We start from the raw sequence: 17,070 nt of genomic DNA, 5'->3' as shown, positions 1-17,070 counted from the left end.
ACTACGGCTTTTTGCGCTTGTCGCCTCAACATCCTCGAAATCTGCTGCAGATGTGTGCTGCACAAGCCTTGAGCGGTGAGGTGAAGGCAGAAGCGGCAGGAAGGTGCGCCGTTGTCTGGGGCGCGGCAGTATTGTAGTTAGCGCTACGCCGCGCGGAGCCGTTTGGGTTGCCGGTTCATTCGAGGCCAGTGTGGAGCCAGCTGTGGGAGCCAATGGGCTTTGCTCAGTCGGCTTAGCTTGGCGGAGGGGGACAGAAGGAGCAGTGTCAGCCCCTGAAGTAGCAGCAGGGCCAGTTGGTACAAGGGGCGTGGCTGAAATTCGAGCAACTGTTGAGGCAGAAGCTTTACCAGACAGGGGATGATAAGTAAACCACACCAGCAGCAGCACGGCTATGGTGGCAATTTCTGCGGCAAACCACCGCAGCACTTGCTGGTAAGCGGCCCGATGCCGGGCCAGGGTATTGAGTTGATGCTCCATGCCCTGCCACGCGGCCGAGCCATCCTCTTCGGGGTAGGCCTCGGTAGCGCGCCGAAACAGAGCATCTAGCTCCTCATCTGACAGATTCGGCGTAGGCATGGTGGTTAATTTTTTTTAGCATTTCCTTTAAGTGGCCCCGTGCTTTTGAGAGGTTGGACTTCGACGCCCCTATCGATATGCCCAGCTGCTGCGCAATTTCCTCATGCGTGAAACCATCCAGTACGTACAGGTTGAATACGGTGCGGTAGGCGGGGGAAAGCCGCTGAATCAAAGCAATCAGCTCTTCATATGCCAGTGTATCCAGGGCACCGGCGCTGTCGTCGGCCTGGCCGTAAGCATGATCCGGCAGTTCCTGCATCTGGTGCCGGGCCTGGGCGCGGTAGTGGTCGATGGCCGTATGCACCATGACTTTGCGCAGCCACGCCCGAAAGGAAGAGTTGATTTCCTGGCGGGCCGGGTCGAAGCGCGTGACGTCCCGGTACACTTTCATGAACCCGTCGTTGACTACTTCCAGGGCCTCCTCGCGGTTGCGGGCGTAGCGCAAACACACGCTCAGGGCGTAGCTGTAGTACAGCACGTACACGCGCCGCTGGCACTCCCGATCCATACGCCGGCAGCCAGCCAGCAAGGCCAATAGCAGGGCGGAATCATGTTCGGGCTGGGGCGGCACGGCGCGAGGTTGTCGGTTTGTAGCTAACTCGGATACAAGCCCCGGTTGGGTTGCCTGCCAAGGCAGAAAAGTTATTGAAAGCTAGCAAACAAGTTGACTGCCTGTGCACTAGATCATAAAAAAAGCCCGACCTGCAGGTCGGGCTTTTCAAAGTTAGTACGCTGAGGGTCGCTTACGCGTGCGTCGTGTTCAGCTTGGGTGCATCAGCATCGGTAATGCTGGTGGTGTGGTCCATACCCCGCTCGCGGGACTCCTTGCGGCCGTAGGTATCGAGGATGATGGGCGTAGCAATGAACAGCGACGAGTACGTACCGAACACCATCCCAATCATCATAGCGAAGGAGAAGGAACGCAGGGTTTCACCGCCGAAGAAGAACAGCACCGCCACTACCAGGAACACCGTGGTAAACGTAATCATGGTGCGGGAGAACGTGCTGTTCAGGGCTGGGTTGGCCACCTGAGCGAAGGTGAGGTGCTTGTTCTCGCGCAGGTATTCCCGGATTCGGTCGTAGATAACCACCGTATCGTTCATGGAGAAGCCGATAATGGTCAGCACCGCCGCCACGAAAATCTGGTCCATTTCGTAGTTCAGGCCGAACAGACGGGCAATGGGATAGGCGGCAATAACCAGCAGGGCATCGTGGAACAGGGCAATTACGGCGGCCATGGAGTACTGCCACTTCTCGAAGCGCAGCAACACGTACACGAAGATGCCCAGCAGCGTCAGACCCAGGCTCAGCACCGAGGTCTTCTTGATGTCGTCGGCAATGGTGGCCCCCACTTTCGAGGTGCTCTTCACTTCCGGCGCGGCCGCGCTGAACTTCTGCAGACCCTGGTCGAGGGCCGTGCGCACTTTCTGATCGGCAACCAGGCTTTCGTCATCGGCCAGGTAACCCGTGGTGATGCGCAGGCGGTTGTTGGCACCGTAGGTTTTTACTTCCGTGCCCGCGCCGCTAAAATTTTCGAGCAGGGCCGTGCGTACTTCATCGGCGGCCACGTTCTTGCTGAAATCGACCACGTAGGAGCGGCCCCCGCGGAAGTCAACGCCCAGGTTGGGGCCACCCTGTACGGCCATCAGTACAAAGCCGATAACGATGAAAATGGTGGAGCCGATGTAGGCCAGCTTGCGCTTACCTACGATGTCGAAGTTCAGGTTCTGGAACAGGTTGCGCGACAGCGCCGTCGAGAACTGAATCTTGCTGGTCTCTTTGTCTTTGGTCAGGAACTCGATGATGAGACGCGACACGTACACGGCCGACAGGAAGGAGGTAAACACGCCAATGCCGAGAGTAATGGCGAAGTTCTGCACCGGACCGGTACCGAAGAAGCCTAGAATAACGGCAATAATCAGCGTGGTGACGTTGGAGTCAAAAATAGCTGAGAAAGCACGGGCATAGCCCTTGTTAATGGCATCTTTAAGCTGCAGTCCGTGGTTGAGTTCTTCCCGGATACGCTCGAAGATCAGTACGTTGGCATCTACGGAAGCGGCAATAACCAGCAGCAGACCAGCAATGCCGGGCAGCGTGAGGGCCGTACCAAACTGCGCCAGCACGCCCATTACCAGGAACATGTTGAAAAGCAGCGAAGCATCAGCCACCAGACCGGCACGGCCGTAGTACACAGCCATGAAAATCATGATGATAACCAAGCCAGCCAGCGTAGAGTACAGGCCCTGGTTAATGGCTTCCTGACCAAGCGAAGGACCAACTACGGCTTCTTCCACAATGCGGGTAGGAGCAGGTAGCTTACCAGCCTTCAGTACGTTGGCCAAATCCTGCGCTTCCTCAATGCTGAAGTTGCCCGAGATGCTGGAGTTGCCGCCGGCAATTTCCGACTGCACCACCGGCGCCGAGTACACATAGTCGTCGAGCACAATGGCTACCTGGCGGCCAATGTTGCTGGCCGTGAGGCGCTGCCACTTGCGGGCACCCGCCGGGTTCATCTGCATCGATACCTCGGGGCGGCCGCCCTGGTCATAATCCTGGCGGGCATCCGATACCACGTCGCCACCCATGGGGGCCACGCCTTCGCGGGTTTTGCGGATGGCATTCAGCTGTAGATATTCCTGGCCGTCGATGGTGGTGGGCTTCACGTCCCACAGCAGCGTCAGGTTCGGGGGCAATACAGCACGTACTTCCTGGCTGCGCAGCAGGGCATTCACGCGGGCCGTGTCGCGCAGGTTGGCACCCAGGCCACCGGGCATCGTAAACAGGCGGGCCAGCTGGCTGCTCTGGGCAGGGTTGGCTGAGTCGGTTTTGGCCGTAGCATTTTTCTTGGCGAGCTGACTGGCCAAGGAGGTAGAGTCGCCGGTAGCGGTGGCCGTGGCAGCGGTATCGGTAGTAGCGGCGGCAGTGCCAGTAGCTTTGCCAGCGGCTTCCTGGGCCGTCAGTACTTCGTTTAACTGGTTGAAGTAAGGAGCAAACTCATCGGTACGCCATACTTCCCAGAACTCCAGCTTGGCCTGGCCTTGCAACAGCTTGCGCACGCGCTCGGGGTTGTCTACGCCGGGCAGCTCGATCTGAATACGGCCGGTGCCTTTCACACGCTGGATGGTGGGCTGGTTCACGCCAAATTTGTCGACGCGGGTACGCAGGATGTTGAAGGAGCGGTCAATGGCTTCTTCCTCTTCCTTGTCGATGGCGGCAATTACCTGCTCGTTGGTCGAGTTGTAAGTCAGGCCGCGGCTTTTGTTGGTCGTGTTGGCAAAGATGCGGGCCAGCTTGTCGCCGGGGGCCACTTCGCGGAAGCTCTGAGCAAACAGGGCCGTGAACTGGGTAGTGGGGTTGGTTTTCTGTAGCTCCTGGGCTTTCTGCATAGCCTGCAGAAACTTGGGGTCCTTGGAGTTATTGGCCATGGCCCGCACGATTTCGACCGGCGAAATTTCCAGGGTCACGTGCATGCCGCCTTTCAGGTCGAGGCCCAGGCCGAGCTCCTTCTCCCGCACGTCGCGGTAGGTGAGGGGGCCAAACACGGGCGCGCGCCACACCGAGTCGAGGTAGTGCTGGCGCAGGTTCTGATCTACGCGGCCGTTGCGGGTGGCGTAGTTGACGGCCTTTTGCTGCACGCCCCGCGAGATGAACGTGAGCGTGAGGAAGTAGGCACACAACGCGGTAACAATGACCGTGAGGATGATAATGAGGTTTTTATTACGCATGTAGAAAGAAATGGCAATGAAGAATGAGCAAGCAAGAATGAGCAATGAAGAAGGAAGACTGCGCACTGGCAATTCTTCCTTCTTCATTGCTCATTAATTATTGTCATTTAGGGGGCGTGGGGCGACACCGAGGCGCCCAGCAGGCGCGTGCGGAAGGCATCGGGCACGGCGCAGGGGCGCGGTGCTCCAACAATCGAGGCCCGCGTGGGCAGGGGCCAGCCCGGCAGCACCGGCACGGGCGGCAGCCATGCCTCAGTGGCGGGGGCCAGCCACACGCCCAGCGGAGCCGTGGCTTCCAGGGTTACTTTCTGCTTGACAACAGCTCCCTTGGGGGCGGCTCCTACCCGGGTAGCATGACCGGGGGCCGCAGCCACAACCCGGTACATAGCCACGGCCTGGTGGTTCAGCCCCAATACCCACAGCAGGGTAAGTTGGAGCAGCACCAGCCGCAAGCGAGTAAGAAACGGGTTGAGAGTCAGCGTCATTGCGAAATACGAAGTGCAAATATAACCAAAACCAGCGGGCAGGAAAAACAACCTGCCTGCTTTGGCTAACCAGCTGGCCTGAAAAGCAGCACTGCCGCCTCTTGGGGGAGGCGGCAGTGCAAGCGGGTTTGCGGGGCGGCTTTATTAGGCCCCAACGGCTATTTTGCTTTTCAGGAACGACACCAGTACTTCCAAACCCCGGTCGAAATGGTGGTTGTTGGGAATAATCAGGTCCGCATCCTGCTTGAAAGGCTTGATGTATTTCTCGTAGGTAGGCGCTACGTGGTTGGTGTAGCGGTAGAGCACATCTTCCAGGTCGTACCCCCGCTCGTCCCGGTCGCGCACAATGCGGCGCAGCACCTTCACGTGCTCCCGGGCATCGATGTACACCTTTAAATCGAGCAGCCGGGCCACCTCTTCAAAGTAGAACACAAAAATGCCCTCGACTACGACAATGGGTGCCGGCTTGAAGACCAACTCTTTAACTGGGGCATTGGGGTTGTTGAAAGTATACTCCGGCCGCCGTACCTCCAAACCCTGGCTGATGCGCAGCACATCGTTGGCATAGGCCGCCGAGTCGATGCTGCTGGGCAGGTCGAAGTTCGTGACGCCGTTGCCGTCTACCTGCTGGGTTTCGCGCGGGTGGTAGTAGTTGTCCTGCGAAATCAGACAAATATCCTGCTCCGGGAATGAGGCCAGCAGGCGGCGCAGGAAAGTGGTTTTGCCGGAGGCGCTACCGCCCGTAATACCGACCAGAAAAGGTTTTTGCATGGGGTGGGATGTTGCCCGTTGCAGTGGGGCCAACCCTGCAAAAGTAATACATCGGCAGCTCAACGGGTGCCCCCGGCTTAAACTTTCCTCGGCTACGGCAGGAGCTTGCCGGTGGGCACTAGCGGAGGCTTACGCCGCCGACCACTCCGTCTGCAGGTACGAAACCAACTGCGCAACGGCCCGGCCGCGGTGGCTGATGTGGTTTTTGGCGGCCAGTTCCATTTCCGCGAAGGTCTGCCCGTTGCCCTCAGTGGGCTGAAACACGGGGTCGTAGCCAAAGCCACCGTTCCCCTTTGGCTCTTCCGTAATCAGCCCGCGTACTTCGCCTGCAAACAGCTGGGGTTCCGGCGTGAGGCCTACCAAGGCTACCACGGTGCGGAAGCGCGCCGCCCGGTTAGCTTGGTCGTGCAGCTCCTGGAGCAGTTTCTGCACGTTGTCGGCGGCCAGGCGCTGGGGACCGGCGTAGCGGGCCGAGTATACGCCGGGTGCCCCGTGCAGGGCCTCTACCTCCAGGCCGGTGTCATCGGCAAAGCAGGCCACGCCGTAATGCTCCCACACGTACTCGGCCTTCTGCAGGGCATTTCCTTCGAGCGTATCACGGGTTTCGGGGAGTTCCTCGTGGCAACCAATGGCTTCGAGGCTCAGCAGCTCTAGGCCAGCGGGCAGCAGAGGGCGGATTTCGGCAAGCTTGTGGGCATTGTTGGAGGCAAAGCAGAGGCGCACGGGCGGAATATGGTAGAGGAGAAAACCAGAAGGGAAGAATCGTAAACCAACGAAAAAACCGGGGAACGGCCACCCAACGCCCGCAGAATGGGCCGGGCCGGCTACTGCAGGGAGGGCGCACCGTCCCGGTGCTTGCAGTAGCTGCCCGGCAGCGGCCCAGGGCCTAAAGGGCTGAGGGCGTGGGCTGACAGGCGGAAAAAGCACGAAAAAAGGAAAAAGCCGGCAAAGGCTTTTGAATTATGACGTTACACTGTACCTTTGCACTCCCTTCCGCAAAATCGGCAGGCAGACAAGGTTTTAACGGGAACCCCGACCATGAAAAAAGACATCCACCCCCAGTATCGTGAAGTGGTGTTTCAGGACACTTCAAGCGACTTCAAATTCATTACCCGTTCGACGATGACCTCGAACGAGACGGTTACGATGGAAGACGGCAAAACCTACCCCGTTATCAAGGTGGAAGTTAGCTCGGCGTCGCACCCCTTCTACACCGGCAAAAACGTGTTTATCGACACGGCTGGCCGCGTGGAAAAATTCCGCAACCGCTACCAGAAGAAGTAAGCCTGTGTGGAGCTTGTGGCTACTCGCTGCAGGCTCTGGGTTTGATACGAGACTCCCTCCGACCATCGGAGGGAGTTTTTTATTTGCCAAATTTGACCCCGAGTCCCCACTCATTCCCCTTGCCTTTGTGATGCTGCTGGCTGCCGGCTACCAGCGAAACGCTTTCCCCAATGCACGTTCTGCTTTTCGACGATCCGGCCATCCGGCCGCATTTGCTTCCGTTTACCTTCACGCGGCCGGTGGCGGCCCTGCGCTGCGGCATTCTCACGCTGGCCGAAAAATGGCAGCGCCGCCTGGGCGCAGCGCAGGTAGGCTACCTCACCGAGCCGTACCTGCAGGCTAAGTTTCCCGCCGGCGATACGCAGGGACCCGCGCTGGTTATCAACGGCGCCGTGTGTGCCGATGAGCTGCTGGCCGAGCAGGTACTGGCCCTGCAGCCGGGCGAGGCACTGTTCTGCGAAGAGCTGTTGGTTGCAGCCCATCTGGCCGATGCTACTCAGGTAGCCGAGCTGATTCAGGAAGGATTTCAACGCACCCGGGAGGTAGCCGAGCCGGTAACCGTTATCCGGCAGCCCTGGCATCTTTTCCTCTACAACGGGGCCGAAATTCGCCGGGACTTTGCCCTGCTTACCCGTGGCCGGCAGTCGGAGCCGGTGGGCGACGCGCACACCATTGTGTATGCGCCGGAAAACGTCTTTATTGAGCCGGGCGTGAAAATTCGGGCGGCTATTCTAAACGCCGAGAATGGCCCTATTTACCTCGGGAAAAACTCCCAGGTGCACGAGGGGGCCATCATCAGCGGGCCGCTGGCCCTTTGTGAGGGTAGCCATATCAATGCTGGCGCCAAAATGCGCGGCGACAACACCGTAGGCCCGTTTTCCAAGGTTGGGGGGGAGGTTGGCAACAGCATTATCCTGGGCTACTCCAACAAAGGCCACGATGGGTACCTGGGCAACTCCGTGATAGGGGAGTGGTGCAACCTGGGCGCCGATACGAATACCTCCAACCTCAAGAACAACTACGCGCCCGTCAAAATCTGGAGCCACGCAGCCGGGCGGTTCGTCAACACCGGGCAGCAGTTTTGCGGGCTTATGATGGGCGACCACAGCAAGTGCGGCATCAATACCATGTTCAACACCGGTACAGTGGTGGGCGTGGCCGCCAACGTGTTCGGGGCCGGTTTTCCGCGCACCTTCATTCCAAGCTTCAGTTGGGGCGGGGCCGCCGGCTTCGAAACCTTTAAGCTGCCAAAAGCGGCCGAAGTAGCCGAGCGGGTGATGGCGCGCCGCCAATTGGAGTTCGACCAAACGGAACAGGACTTGCTGCGCCATGTATACGAACTCACGGTGAAAGACCGGGTGTGGGAGCGTTCTGGGCCGGCGGCGGCCGAGCGTGGCGTGGAGCTTTAAAGTAGACGACGGCAGGAAGATCAGCGGCCCAAAAGCCTTAGCTTGCTCACAACCTGACAACAACGTAACCCATGCGCTTTTCGGATATTCCTGGTCAGCAGGCAGTGAAGCAGGTGCTGCGCCAGAGTGTGCGCCGCAACCATGTGGCCCATGCCCAGCTGTTTCGGGGCGCTGAGGGCTCCGCCGCCCTCACCCTGGCCCTGGCCTACGCGGCATTCCTGAACTGTGAAAACCGGGCTGAAGCGGCCGACGATTCCTGCGGGCAGTGTTCCAGCTGCCAGAAAATTGATAAGCTGGTTCATCCTGACCTCAACTTCATCGTGCCCGTCACGACGACGAAGGCCGTAGCCAAGGATGCCGTCAGCAGCAAGTTTGCGGCCGAGTGGCGGGCCTTCGTCCTCGAAAACCCCTACCAGGGCCTCAACGACTGGATGCAGGCCATCGGGGCCGACAATAAGCAGGGCAGCATATCCAAAGAGGAAAGCCTGCAGCTGCTGCGCCTGGTTTCGCTTAAGGCGTTTGAGGCGCAGTTCAAAATTGTTGTTATCTGGCTGCCCGAGCTGATGCATTCGGCCGCCGCCAATGCCGTGCTCAAGCTGCTGGAAGAGCCGCCACCAGCTACGGTGTTCCTGCTGGTAAGCTACGCGCCCGAGCAGCTGTTGCCTACCATCATTAGCCGGGTGCAGCCCGTGGTGGTGCGCGCCCTCGCCGAGGAGGAGCTTACCCACTGGCTGCGCGACGAGCAGAAAGTGCCGGAAGCCAAAGCGCGTCAGCTGGCGTTGCTGGCCGAGGGCAACATTGGCCGGGCCCTGGCGGCCCAAAGCACTGCCACTGATGACCACGACTATTTTACCTTGTTTGCGGCCTGGATGCGCACCTGCTACGGCAACAAAGTGAGCGAGATGCTGGAGAAGAGTGACGAGTTCCAGAAGCTGGGCCGCGAAAACCAGAAGGAGTTTCTGCACTACGCCCTCACTGCCCTGCGCAAGGTCCTGCTCTTCGGCCTCGACCCTCAGCTGGTGCCGCACCTGCCCACCGCCGAGCAGCCGTTCGTGCAGGGCTTCAGCCGCTTTGTAACGCCCCGCAACGCCGGGCCGCTCACCCAGCAGCTCAACGATGCTCACTACCACGTGGAGCGTAATGCTAACCCGCGCATGGTGTTCGTGGATACCTCCCTGCGCCTGGCCGAGCTGCTGCGTCAAGCCTGATTTTTTAGCGGAAGACAGCCCAGCGCAACCCTGTGTTGAGCGCAGAGCCGTGCTCAAAAAAGGGCTCAAATGGCCTCTATGGGAGAAAAATACACGTTGCTAATTTGCTATAGTACGTGCTAAAAAGTCTATAGCCGGGAAGCCAGCCGACAGGGCGTATCTTTGTCGGAAGTAGCCGGCGGCCGCAAAGAAATGCGCCGGCCGGCATAATCCCAACTAGTTCGTTCTGCTGTGCAAACCACCATTCGTATCGGTACCCGAGGCAGTAAGCTTGCGCTGTGGCAGGCGCATCACGTGGCAGATTGTCTGTCGGCGGCTGGGTTCGTACCGGAAATCGTCATCATCACCACCAAGGGCGACGTCGTACTGGACCGCTCCCTCGATAAAATCGGGGCGAAGGGGGTTTTTACCGAGGAGTTGGAAGAGAGCCTGCGCACTGGGCATACCACCATTGCCGTGCACAGCGCCAAGGATGTGCAGAGCACCATTCCAGCCGATCTGGAGTTGCTGGCTTTTATGGAGCGCGAAAAGGTCAATGACGTTATCGTGAGCTTCGACCCCGCGCTCGATCTACAGCGGCCCGACTTGGTGCTCGGAACCAGCAGCACCCGCCGCAAGGCCATGCTGCGCCGCTTCCTGCCCCACGCCACCACCGCCGAAGCCCGCGGCAACCTTCAGACGCGCCTGCGCAAGCTGGAAGGAGGTCAGTATCATGCCCTGGTACTGGCGTATGCCGGCGTACACCGGATGGAATACGACCAGCTTATTCGCCATGTGTTACCTGAAACGCAGTATATCCCGGCTACGGGCCAGGGCAGCGTGGCCATTGAGTGTGCCCGCAGTCTGGACCCCGCTTTAAAGGCCGAGTTGCGCCGGGTGCTGGATCACGCGGCCACGCACGTGTGCCTGACGGCCGAACGCGCTTTTCTGCGCACCATGGAAGGTGGGTGCAGCATCCCTTCTTTCGCGCTGGCTACGCTTTCCGCCGATGGCCGCGAGGTGACATTGCACGGGGGCCTCATCAGCCTCGATGGGCAGCAGTTTATTGAAGAAACCCAGTCAGCACCGGTAGCCGGGGCGGAGGAGTTGGGGGTGCGGGTAGCCGAAAGTGTGCTGGCGCGCGGCGGCCGGGAAATACTGGACGACATCCGCCGCGTGCGCGACGAAAACATGTAGCCGTTAGAGCCAGGCCGAAAGCGAGGCCACGAAGCAGGCCTCGCTAACGTGCAGAGCCAGCTAATAGGAAAAGCCCTTAGTCGTACACAACGACTAAGGGCTTTATACTTAGGTAACGGGTTTGACTTCTTCGGACAAATTGGCTCGGTTTCGCTTAGTTCACTCGCTTACCGGTTATTCTTTCTGCTGCTCAGCGCATAAATAAGCAACGCCACCACCGCGCCGCTGGTATCGGCCAGCATATCTTTCTGGGCGTCCCAGATATCACCCTGGCTGCCGAGGAAGGCCGCGCCGGCACTGCCACCCGCTACTTCGGCGTAAACCCACTCAATCAGCTCGTAGGCCATGGCAACGGTTCCGATAACACAGAGGGGAAACAGGTAGCTGATAAAGCGCCTACGAATGGTGCCGAAGCGGTCCGTGAGTTCAATAATCGGGAAGGCGTAAAAGCCCACGGAAAAGTGTGCCACCCGGTCGTACATGTTGCGCTTAAACCCAAACAGGTTGTTAAACCAGTCAAAGGGTACTTTCTCGAAGGTATAGTGGCCGCCGACGGTGTGCATGAAAATCAGCACGCTCATCAGCAGGTAGGCCGTGTTGGAAAACCGGATTCCTCGGAGATACAGCACCACCAACGCGCCAACGATGAGCAGAATGGGCAGGTTCTCGGCCCACCAGGTGCCGCGGTCGGCGGGGTTGATAGCCAACACGCTAAACTCGATCAGGTAGAGCGCCAGCAGCAGCTTGGGAAACCAGTGAGGAGCAGGGGTAGCCGCGGAGAGCGTAGAATCAGGCATAGGGGAACGGGAAAAGCGTAACGGCGCTACATACGCAACTTGCCAGGTTAGCGCTGAATTTGGTGACTTAGCAGTGCTGACCTATGAATGCCTCCGTAGAAAGCCCGTAAGTTTGAGGCATTCATAGACCGTACAAGTATGCAGATATTCTCTCGGCTCGCGTTGCTATTGCTGGCTTTTCTCCTGAGCAGCCAAGGGCTTTGGGCCGCCAAAAAGCCGCGCCCCAGCAAAAAAGATGAAGTAGTGACCATCAGCACCAATCTGGGCGACATCCGGCTGGTGCTTTCGGAGCTCACGCCCCAGCACAAAGCCAACTTTTTGAAGCTGGCCAAAGCCGGGTTTTACAACGGGACCACCTTCCACCGGGTTATTCCGGGCTTTATGGTGCAGGGCGGTGACCCCAACACCAAAGACGCTGACCCCGGTAACGATGGACTAGGGCCCGCCAATGAGAAAACCATTCCGGCGGAAATTATCCCCCAGCTACGCCACAAGCAGGGCGCCCTGGCCGCCGCCCGGCAAGGCGACTACGTGAACCCCCAGCGGGCCAGCAGCGGTTCGCAGTTTTATATTGTGCAAAACCCCGGCGGTACGCCCCAGCTTGATGGCAGTTACACCGTGTTTGGCCAAGTAATCAGTGGGCTGGCGGTTGTGGATAAAATAGCCCAACAGCCCCGCGATGCCCGCGACCGGCCCACTTCCGACGTGAAAATGACGGTGAAAGTGGAAAAGCTGAAAAAGAAAAAAATTACGGAGCTCTACGGCTATCAATACTAGCGAGTCTGCTCACGCTGCCTTTTCCCTTTGCGCACCGCTTAATTCCTCCTTATGCGCGTACTAATAACCGGCTCCAATGGCTTGCTAGGCCAAAAACTGATAGCGCGGCTACACGCGGAGGAAGGAGTGGAACTGATTGCTACCTCGCGCGGGGCCAACAAGCTCGCAAAGCTGTATCCGGCCGTACGATTCGTGCAACTGGACGTGACCGATCAGACCCAGGTAGAGCAGGTGCTAATGCAGGAGCAGCCCACCCACCTGATTCACACGGCCGCCATGACCAATGTGGATGAGTGCGAGCTAAACCAGGCGGACTGCTGGAAGCAAAATGTAACGGCCGTGGAAAACCTGGTTGCCGTGTGCGAGCGGCAGCAGGTACATCTGGTCCACGTCAGCACCGATTTTATTTTTGATGGCAAGGAGGGGCCGCTTACCGAAGAAGCAGTGCCGGCGCCCGTAAATTTCTACGGTAAAAGCAAGCTGGCTGCCGAGCAGGCCGTGCAGCGTAGCCGCGGGCCATGGGCCATTGTACGCACTGTGCTGGTATATGGAGTAGCCCACGAGTACGGCCGTACCAACCTTGTGCTTTGGGTGCGCGACTCTCTGCGAGCCCAGCAGCCTATTCAGGTAGTGGATGATCAGCTCCGGACGCCCACTCTGGCCGAGGACCTGGCCCAGGGCTGCTGGCTGGCAGCCCTGTACAATGCCTCAGGCATTTACCACGTCAGTGGCCAGGAGGTGCTTACCCCATTTCAAATGGCCCTGCGCGTAGCTGATTTCTTTCAGCTGGATAGTCGCCTTATTAGCCGGGTTGATGCCAGCACCTTTTCCCAGCCTGCGAAACGCCCGTTACGGACGGGTTTTATTATTGATAAAGCGCAACGGGAGTTAGGCTATGCGCCCCACAGTCTGGAACAAGGCATGGCTCTGGTTGCCCAGCAGGCAGGCTAGCTGGCCACCCACACAACTTCACTACTGCTTGGCGGGGGGGGCCGCGCGTCGGCGGGTGCCCCGGTTTTTGCTTATTCAGCGGCAGTACTTATATTGTATTTGCTCTATCTACTATGCCCAACGACCTGCACACCAGTCGGGCGGCGCGCTATTTCCTGTTCGTTTGAATCATTATTTGGCTTGGTGTGCCCATGAAGCGCCTCCTTTTATCTGCCTATCTGCTGGCGCATCGCCAGTTTCGGTTTTCTCGCGTCGAAACGAATGGCTTTGTCTTGTTGCTCTTGCTGCTAGGGCTGATTCTCCTGGCACCCTCCCTACTGCTTAAGGCCCTACCCGAGTACAACCCCGCTCCCGATCAGCACCAGCTCGAGAAGTTTGCCGCGGAGCTGCAGGCTAACCGGGCACCTGCCCGGCAATATCCAGCCCGGTATGCGCGCACCCGCCCGGTCTACGGCAGGAGGGCAGCAGTACCCCAGGTAGCGTTGGCCCCCTTCAACCCCAATACCCTGTCGGCTACCGACTGGGAGGCGCGGGGCGTTCCGCACTATGTAGCCGCGCGGCTGGTACGCTACGGCGCGGCCATCGGCGGATTTCGGGCCAAGGTGCAGGTGCAGAAAGCCTACGGTCTGGAGCCTGCCCTCTACGCCAGGCTGGCACCCTACATCATGCTCCCTGAGGAGTTGCCGGCCCGGGTGAAGCCAGAGTGGGGCAGCAAAGAAAAAGCTAGTCAGCCTGCGGGTGGATTTGCGGGCCACCAAGCGTCGGGTAAGCACTTCAAGCGAAAGCCCACGCACCTGCTGCCCTTCGACCTCAACACCGCCGACACGGCCCAACTGCAGCAGATTCGCGGCATTGGGCAGAAAACGGCGCTCCGGCTGGTTGCGTACCGCGAGCGGCTGGGGGGCTTTGTGCAGTCCAGTCAGCTTACGGAGGTATTTAGCTTTGCTCCCGATCTGGTAGACAGCTTGCACAAGTATTCCTTTGTGCGGGCAGGATACGTGCCCGAGCGGCTGGCCATCAATCAGGCGAGCTTTGAAGAGCTGAAAGCCCACCCCTACGTGGGTGCGCGGCTGGCCCGCGTGCTTGTCTCGTACCGGGCGCAGCACGGGCCCTTCCAGCAGGCCGACGACCTACGCCAGATCCGCATTCTGGAGGCCGCTACCCTGGAAAAGCTACGACCTTACCTGGATTTTAAGATGCCTTAGTAAGCCAGTTGAAATGACAGGATGGTTGCTTCGTAGGAAGGCAAGATGAAGGGCAGCAGTCGACGCTGAGCCGGTGCATAATTTTGTCCCACGCATTTTTAGGCGACAAAATTTGCTGGGCTGCGTAAGGCAGCAGCGAGCTGACCTTGGTGGCTGGCTCCCAGTTCTAATTTACAGGCATGAATGCACTTCTTCTACTACGCGACCGGCTAGCTCCCCTGGCTTTCTTTCTGCACGCCATGTTGTGCGGTTGTACCAGCAACACTGACCGCGGGAGCTTTGAGAAAATCAACGAAGCGTATAAGGTAGAACAGGTAGGCCACATGCGGCGGGAAGACGTGGTCGAAAGCTCGGGGCTGGCGCTGGCCAACGACCACGGCGACCTGTGGACCCACGGGGACGGCGGCAACACCTCATTGCTGTATAAAGTGACCCTGCAGGGCGACCTGCTCACAAAACACCGCGTCCCTGATGCCAACAACATCGATTGGGAGGATCTGGCCCAAGATCGGCAGCATGGGTACCTCTTCATCGGGGACTTTGGCAACAATGGCAATAAACGCCGCGACCTGCGGATTTACCGGCTCCAAGAGCCGGCGCTAAAGCAAGTAGATACCATTGCCTTTCATTACCCCGATCAGCGCACGTTTCCTCCGCGCAAAGCTGCCCGCAACTTCGACTGCGAAGCTTTTTTCTACGCCGATGACTCCCTGCACCTGTTTACCAAGAATCGGGGCAAAGGGGGCTGGGTGAAGTACTACAAAGTGCCCGCCCGCCCCGGAAACCATGTTGCGGTGCTGGTGGATAGTATTCGCATCAATACCTGGATTACGGCCGCTGATATCAGTCCCGATGGTCAGCTGGTGGCTCTGCTTGGCTATGGACATGCGTATTTACTGGAGCGTCAGCCCGGCCGTAAGCTCTTCGACGGCCCAAAGAGCTGTCTGCCACTTACCAAAACCGGACAGGCCGAAGGGCTGGTTTTCGTGAATCAGCACGACTTCGTGGTCAGCAATGAAAAGGGACGGTTGTACCGGGCCAGTTTGCGCTAACCCGTCCTACTCACCACTTTTCGGGGGCTACGGACCGTTTAAAGCTGCATATCCAAAGAAAAAGCCTCTGCTATGGTAGCAGAGGCTTTTCTTATGAGTTGCTAAAAGCAGGAACGCTTAGTACTGGTCGTCATCGTCGCGGCCACGGTTGCGGCGCGGGGCCGAGCCGTAGTCGGGCGCGTCATCTTGGTGGTTCCGATACTGGTTGCGCCGTTCCGAGCCGTAGTTCATGTTCTGCTCCTGCTGGTTGTAGTTGCCGCGGGAAGGGGAGCCGCCGCGCATGCCCTGGTTGCCCGAAGAGTACTCATCATTATACGAGCCGCCCCGGGAGCCGAAGCCTTCCCGCGCGTTGCCCCCATAATTCCCCGAGCCCTGATTATAGCCACTGCGTGAATCGTACCGGTCGTCCTCGGAGCGGTTGTAGCCCCCAAAGCCGCCCTGCCCGTCGTAGCGGTTCGACTCCTGCCGGTAATAGCCGCCCTGCTGACCATAGTCTTGCTGGCTGTTCATGCCACCGCGCTGGCCATGTCCGCGTTGCGAAGGCTGGTAATTGCTGTCTTGGTTGCGTGATTCGCCACCGAAATTACCCCGGTTTTGCTGATAACCCTGGCTCTGGCCTGAGCGGCCGTAGGAGTCATAGCCTCCCATGGAGGAAGAGCCGTAGTCGTCGCTGTAGCCCCGGTCGCGGCCCTGGGGGGAACCGTTGTCGTTCTGGTAGCGGCTATCGTTCTGGTAGCGGCTGTCGTTCCAGCGTTGTTGATCAGAGTAATGCCGATTGTCGTGCTGGCCGTAACCGCCTTGGTTGTCCCGGTTATACATCGAGCCACCCCCGCGCCGCTGATCGTCTTGGTAATTGCGGTCCTGGGAGCCGAAGTTCCCACGCGAGTTGGCCCGGGCCTCGTCGCCCCAGTTGTTCTGGGCGCCGTAGCCGCCCTGGCTGCCGCGCATTTGGTCCTGGCTACCGTAGTTGCCGCGCCCGTCATAGTCGCGGTAGGAATTCTGATGCTCACTATAGCCGCCGGCGGGCTGGTTGCTACCGTAGTATCCACCCCGGTTGTCGTGCTGGTTATAGTCGTTGTTGCGGTACTGGTTGCCGTAGCCGCCCTGGGTGTTGCTACCGCCGTGGGCACCAAACTCGCCCCGGCTGGCCCCGCTGGTCATGTTCTCGTTCCGGTCACGGTCCTGGTAGCTGGGTTCCATGCTATTGCCAAAGTTGCCGCCGTAGTTTGCTTGTTGGCTGTGCTGATCAGACTGGCCGCTGGGCTGGTTTTTCTGGGTACCTGCTTTCTGCGTCCCAGAGCTCTTAGCCTCCGTTGAAGAAGCCGACGAAGCCGTTGTCTTTTTAGCTGAGCCGGAGGTGGCTGCCGGGCTCTTAGTAGATGAGCTACTGGATTCCTTGGCGCTATCCGATTTCAGCGCCGAGGGGTTTACTTCTTTATTGGCTTGCTGGCTCTGCTCCGAGTTGCCCAGCCCGCCACGTCCGGCGCTCATTTCCGAAGAAGCGAGAGACTGGCTCGACGTAGGGCTGTTGGTAGTGGAAGTATTCATCCCGGAAGCGGGTGTTCCATTTGGTGCTTGGTTTGCTGAGGCAGAGCCGGAAGGGTTGGTCTGATTCTTTTGCTCGTTATCCATAGTGGTGGGTGGTTGGGGAATG

At 59.0% G+C, this 17,070-nt stretch carries 15 protein-coding genes; 8 read left to right on the top strand and 7 right to left on the bottom strand.

Translation table 11 applies throughout. The features are described 5' to 3' along the window. Window positions 1-550: 550 nt before the first annotated feature. The 5 genes from HER32_RS07105 to rdgB form a co-directional block, all read right to left on the bottom strand. Window positions 551-1,147, bottom strand: coding sequence for an RNA polymerase sigma factor (locus tag HER32_RS07105; RefSeq protein WP_232066416.1), 597 nt, complete (start codon window positions 1,145-1,147; stop codon window positions 551-553). Between the two features lie 172 nt (window positions 1,148-1,319). Then, window positions 1,320-4,301 carry a protein translocase subunit SecDF gene (secDF, locus tag HER32_RS07100; RefSeq protein WP_168681391.1) on the bottom strand — a complete coding sequence of 994 codons (2,982 nt, stop codon included), beginning with the start codon at window positions 4,299-4,301 and terminating at the stop codon, window positions 1,320-1,322. 107 nt (window positions 4,302-4,408) lie between these two features. Continuing rightward, a complete protein-coding gene (locus tag HER32_RS07095) occupies window positions 4,409-4,786 on the bottom strand; it encodes a hypothetical protein (RefSeq protein ID WP_149070893.1) in 378 nt (125 codons plus the stop codon). Between the two features lie 144 nt (window positions 4,787-4,930). Continuing rightward, complete coding sequence (locus HER32_RS07090; protein ID WP_149070892.1) at window positions 4,931-5,557, bottom strand: uridine kinase; 627 nt, start codon at window positions 5,555-5,557, stop codon at window positions 4,931-4,933. A 129-nt stretch (window positions 5,558-5,686) separates the two neighbouring features. Next, entirely contained in the window at window positions 5,687-6,280 is a 594-nt protein-coding gene (gene rdgB, locus HER32_RS07085) for an RdgB/HAM1 family non-canonical purine NTP pyrophosphatase (protein WP_168681390.1), read from the bottom strand. 315 nt (window positions 6,281-6,595) lie between these two features. Between rdgB and HER32_RS07080 the strand changes: the two genes are divergently transcribed. From HER32_RS07080 to hemC, 4 genes are all read left to right on the top strand, one after another. Beyond that, entirely contained in the window at window positions 6,596-6,841 is a 246-nt protein-coding gene (locus HER32_RS07080) for a type B 50S ribosomal protein L31 (protein WP_149070890.1), read from the top strand. A gap of 170 nt (window positions 6,842-7,011) precedes the next feature. Next, window positions 7,012-8,250: a GlmU family protein gene (locus tag HER32_RS07075; protein WP_168681389.1), complete on the top strand. Its 1,239-nt coding sequence runs from the start codon at window positions 7,012-7,014 to the stop codon at window positions 8,248-8,250. A gap of 71 nt (window positions 8,251-8,321) precedes the next feature. Further along, window positions 8,322-9,458, top strand: a complete 1,137-nt coding sequence (locus HER32_RS07070; RefSeq protein WP_168681388.1) for an ATP-binding protein — start codon at window positions 8,322-8,324, stop codon at window positions 9,456-9,458. Window positions 9,459-9,689: 231 nt separating this feature from the next. Beyond that, complete coding sequence (hemC, locus tag HER32_RS07065; RefSeq protein ID WP_168681387.1) at window positions 9,690-10,634, top strand: hydroxymethylbilane synthase; 945 nt, start codon at window positions 9,690-9,692, stop codon at window positions 10,632-10,634. A gap of 167 nt (window positions 10,635-10,801) precedes the next feature. On the opposite strand, the gene HER32_RS07060 is transcribed toward hemC, so the two are convergent. Beyond that, window positions 10,802-11,431, bottom strand: coding sequence for a DUF2238 domain-containing protein (locus tag HER32_RS07060; RefSeq protein ID WP_168681386.1), 630 nt, complete (start codon window positions 11,429-11,431; stop codon window positions 10,802-10,804). A gap of 138 nt (window positions 11,432-11,569) precedes the next feature. Here HER32_RS07060 and HER32_RS07055 point away from each other — a divergent pair, with 138 nt between their 5' ends. The 4 genes from HER32_RS07055 to HER32_RS07040 all read left to right on the top strand — a co-directional run bounded on the left by HER32_RS07055 (window position 11,570) and on the right by HER32_RS07040 (window position 15,416). Further along, on the top strand, window positions 11,570-12,208 hold the full coding sequence (locus tag HER32_RS07055) for a peptidylprolyl isomerase (RefSeq protein WP_149070886.1): 639 nt from the start codon (window positions 11,570-11,572) through the stop codon (window positions 12,206-12,208). Window positions 12,209-12,259: 51 nt separating this feature from the next. Continuing rightward, on the top strand, window positions 12,260-13,159 hold the full coding sequence (locus tag HER32_RS07050) for an SDR family oxidoreductase (RefSeq protein WP_149070885.1): 900 nt from the start codon (window positions 12,260-12,262) through the stop codon (window positions 13,157-13,159). A gap of 191 nt (window positions 13,160-13,350) precedes the next feature. Next, complete coding sequence (locus HER32_RS07045; RefSeq protein ID WP_168681385.1) at window positions 13,351-14,364, top strand: ComEA family DNA-binding protein; 1,014 nt, start codon at window positions 13,351-13,353, stop codon at window positions 14,362-14,364. Between the two features lie 179 nt (window positions 14,365-14,543). Next, the gene (locus HER32_RS07040) at window positions 14,544-15,416 is read left to right on the top strand and encodes a hypothetical protein (protein WP_168681384.1); all 873 of its coding nucleotides are present in this window, start codon (window positions 14,544-14,546) and stop codon (window positions 15,414-15,416) included. A 117-nt stretch (window positions 15,417-15,533) separates the two neighbouring features. On the opposite strand, the gene HER32_RS07035 is transcribed toward HER32_RS07040, so the two are convergent. Continuing rightward, window positions 15,534-16,964, bottom strand: coding sequence for a hypothetical protein (locus HER32_RS07035; RefSeq protein WP_168681383.1), 1,431 nt, complete (start codon window positions 16,962-16,964; stop codon window positions 15,534-15,536). Window positions 16,965-17,070 lie beyond the last annotated feature (106 nt).

This window comes from Hymenobacter sp. BT18 (genome assembly GCF_012273015.1).
Classification (GTDB): domain Bacteria; phylum Bacteroidota; class Bacteroidia; order Cytophagales; family Hymenobacteraceae; genus Hymenobacter; species Hymenobacter lutimineralis.
The sequence above is the reverse complement of the archived record's forward strand: the minus strand, read 5'-3'. Positions and strand labels throughout refer to the sequence as shown.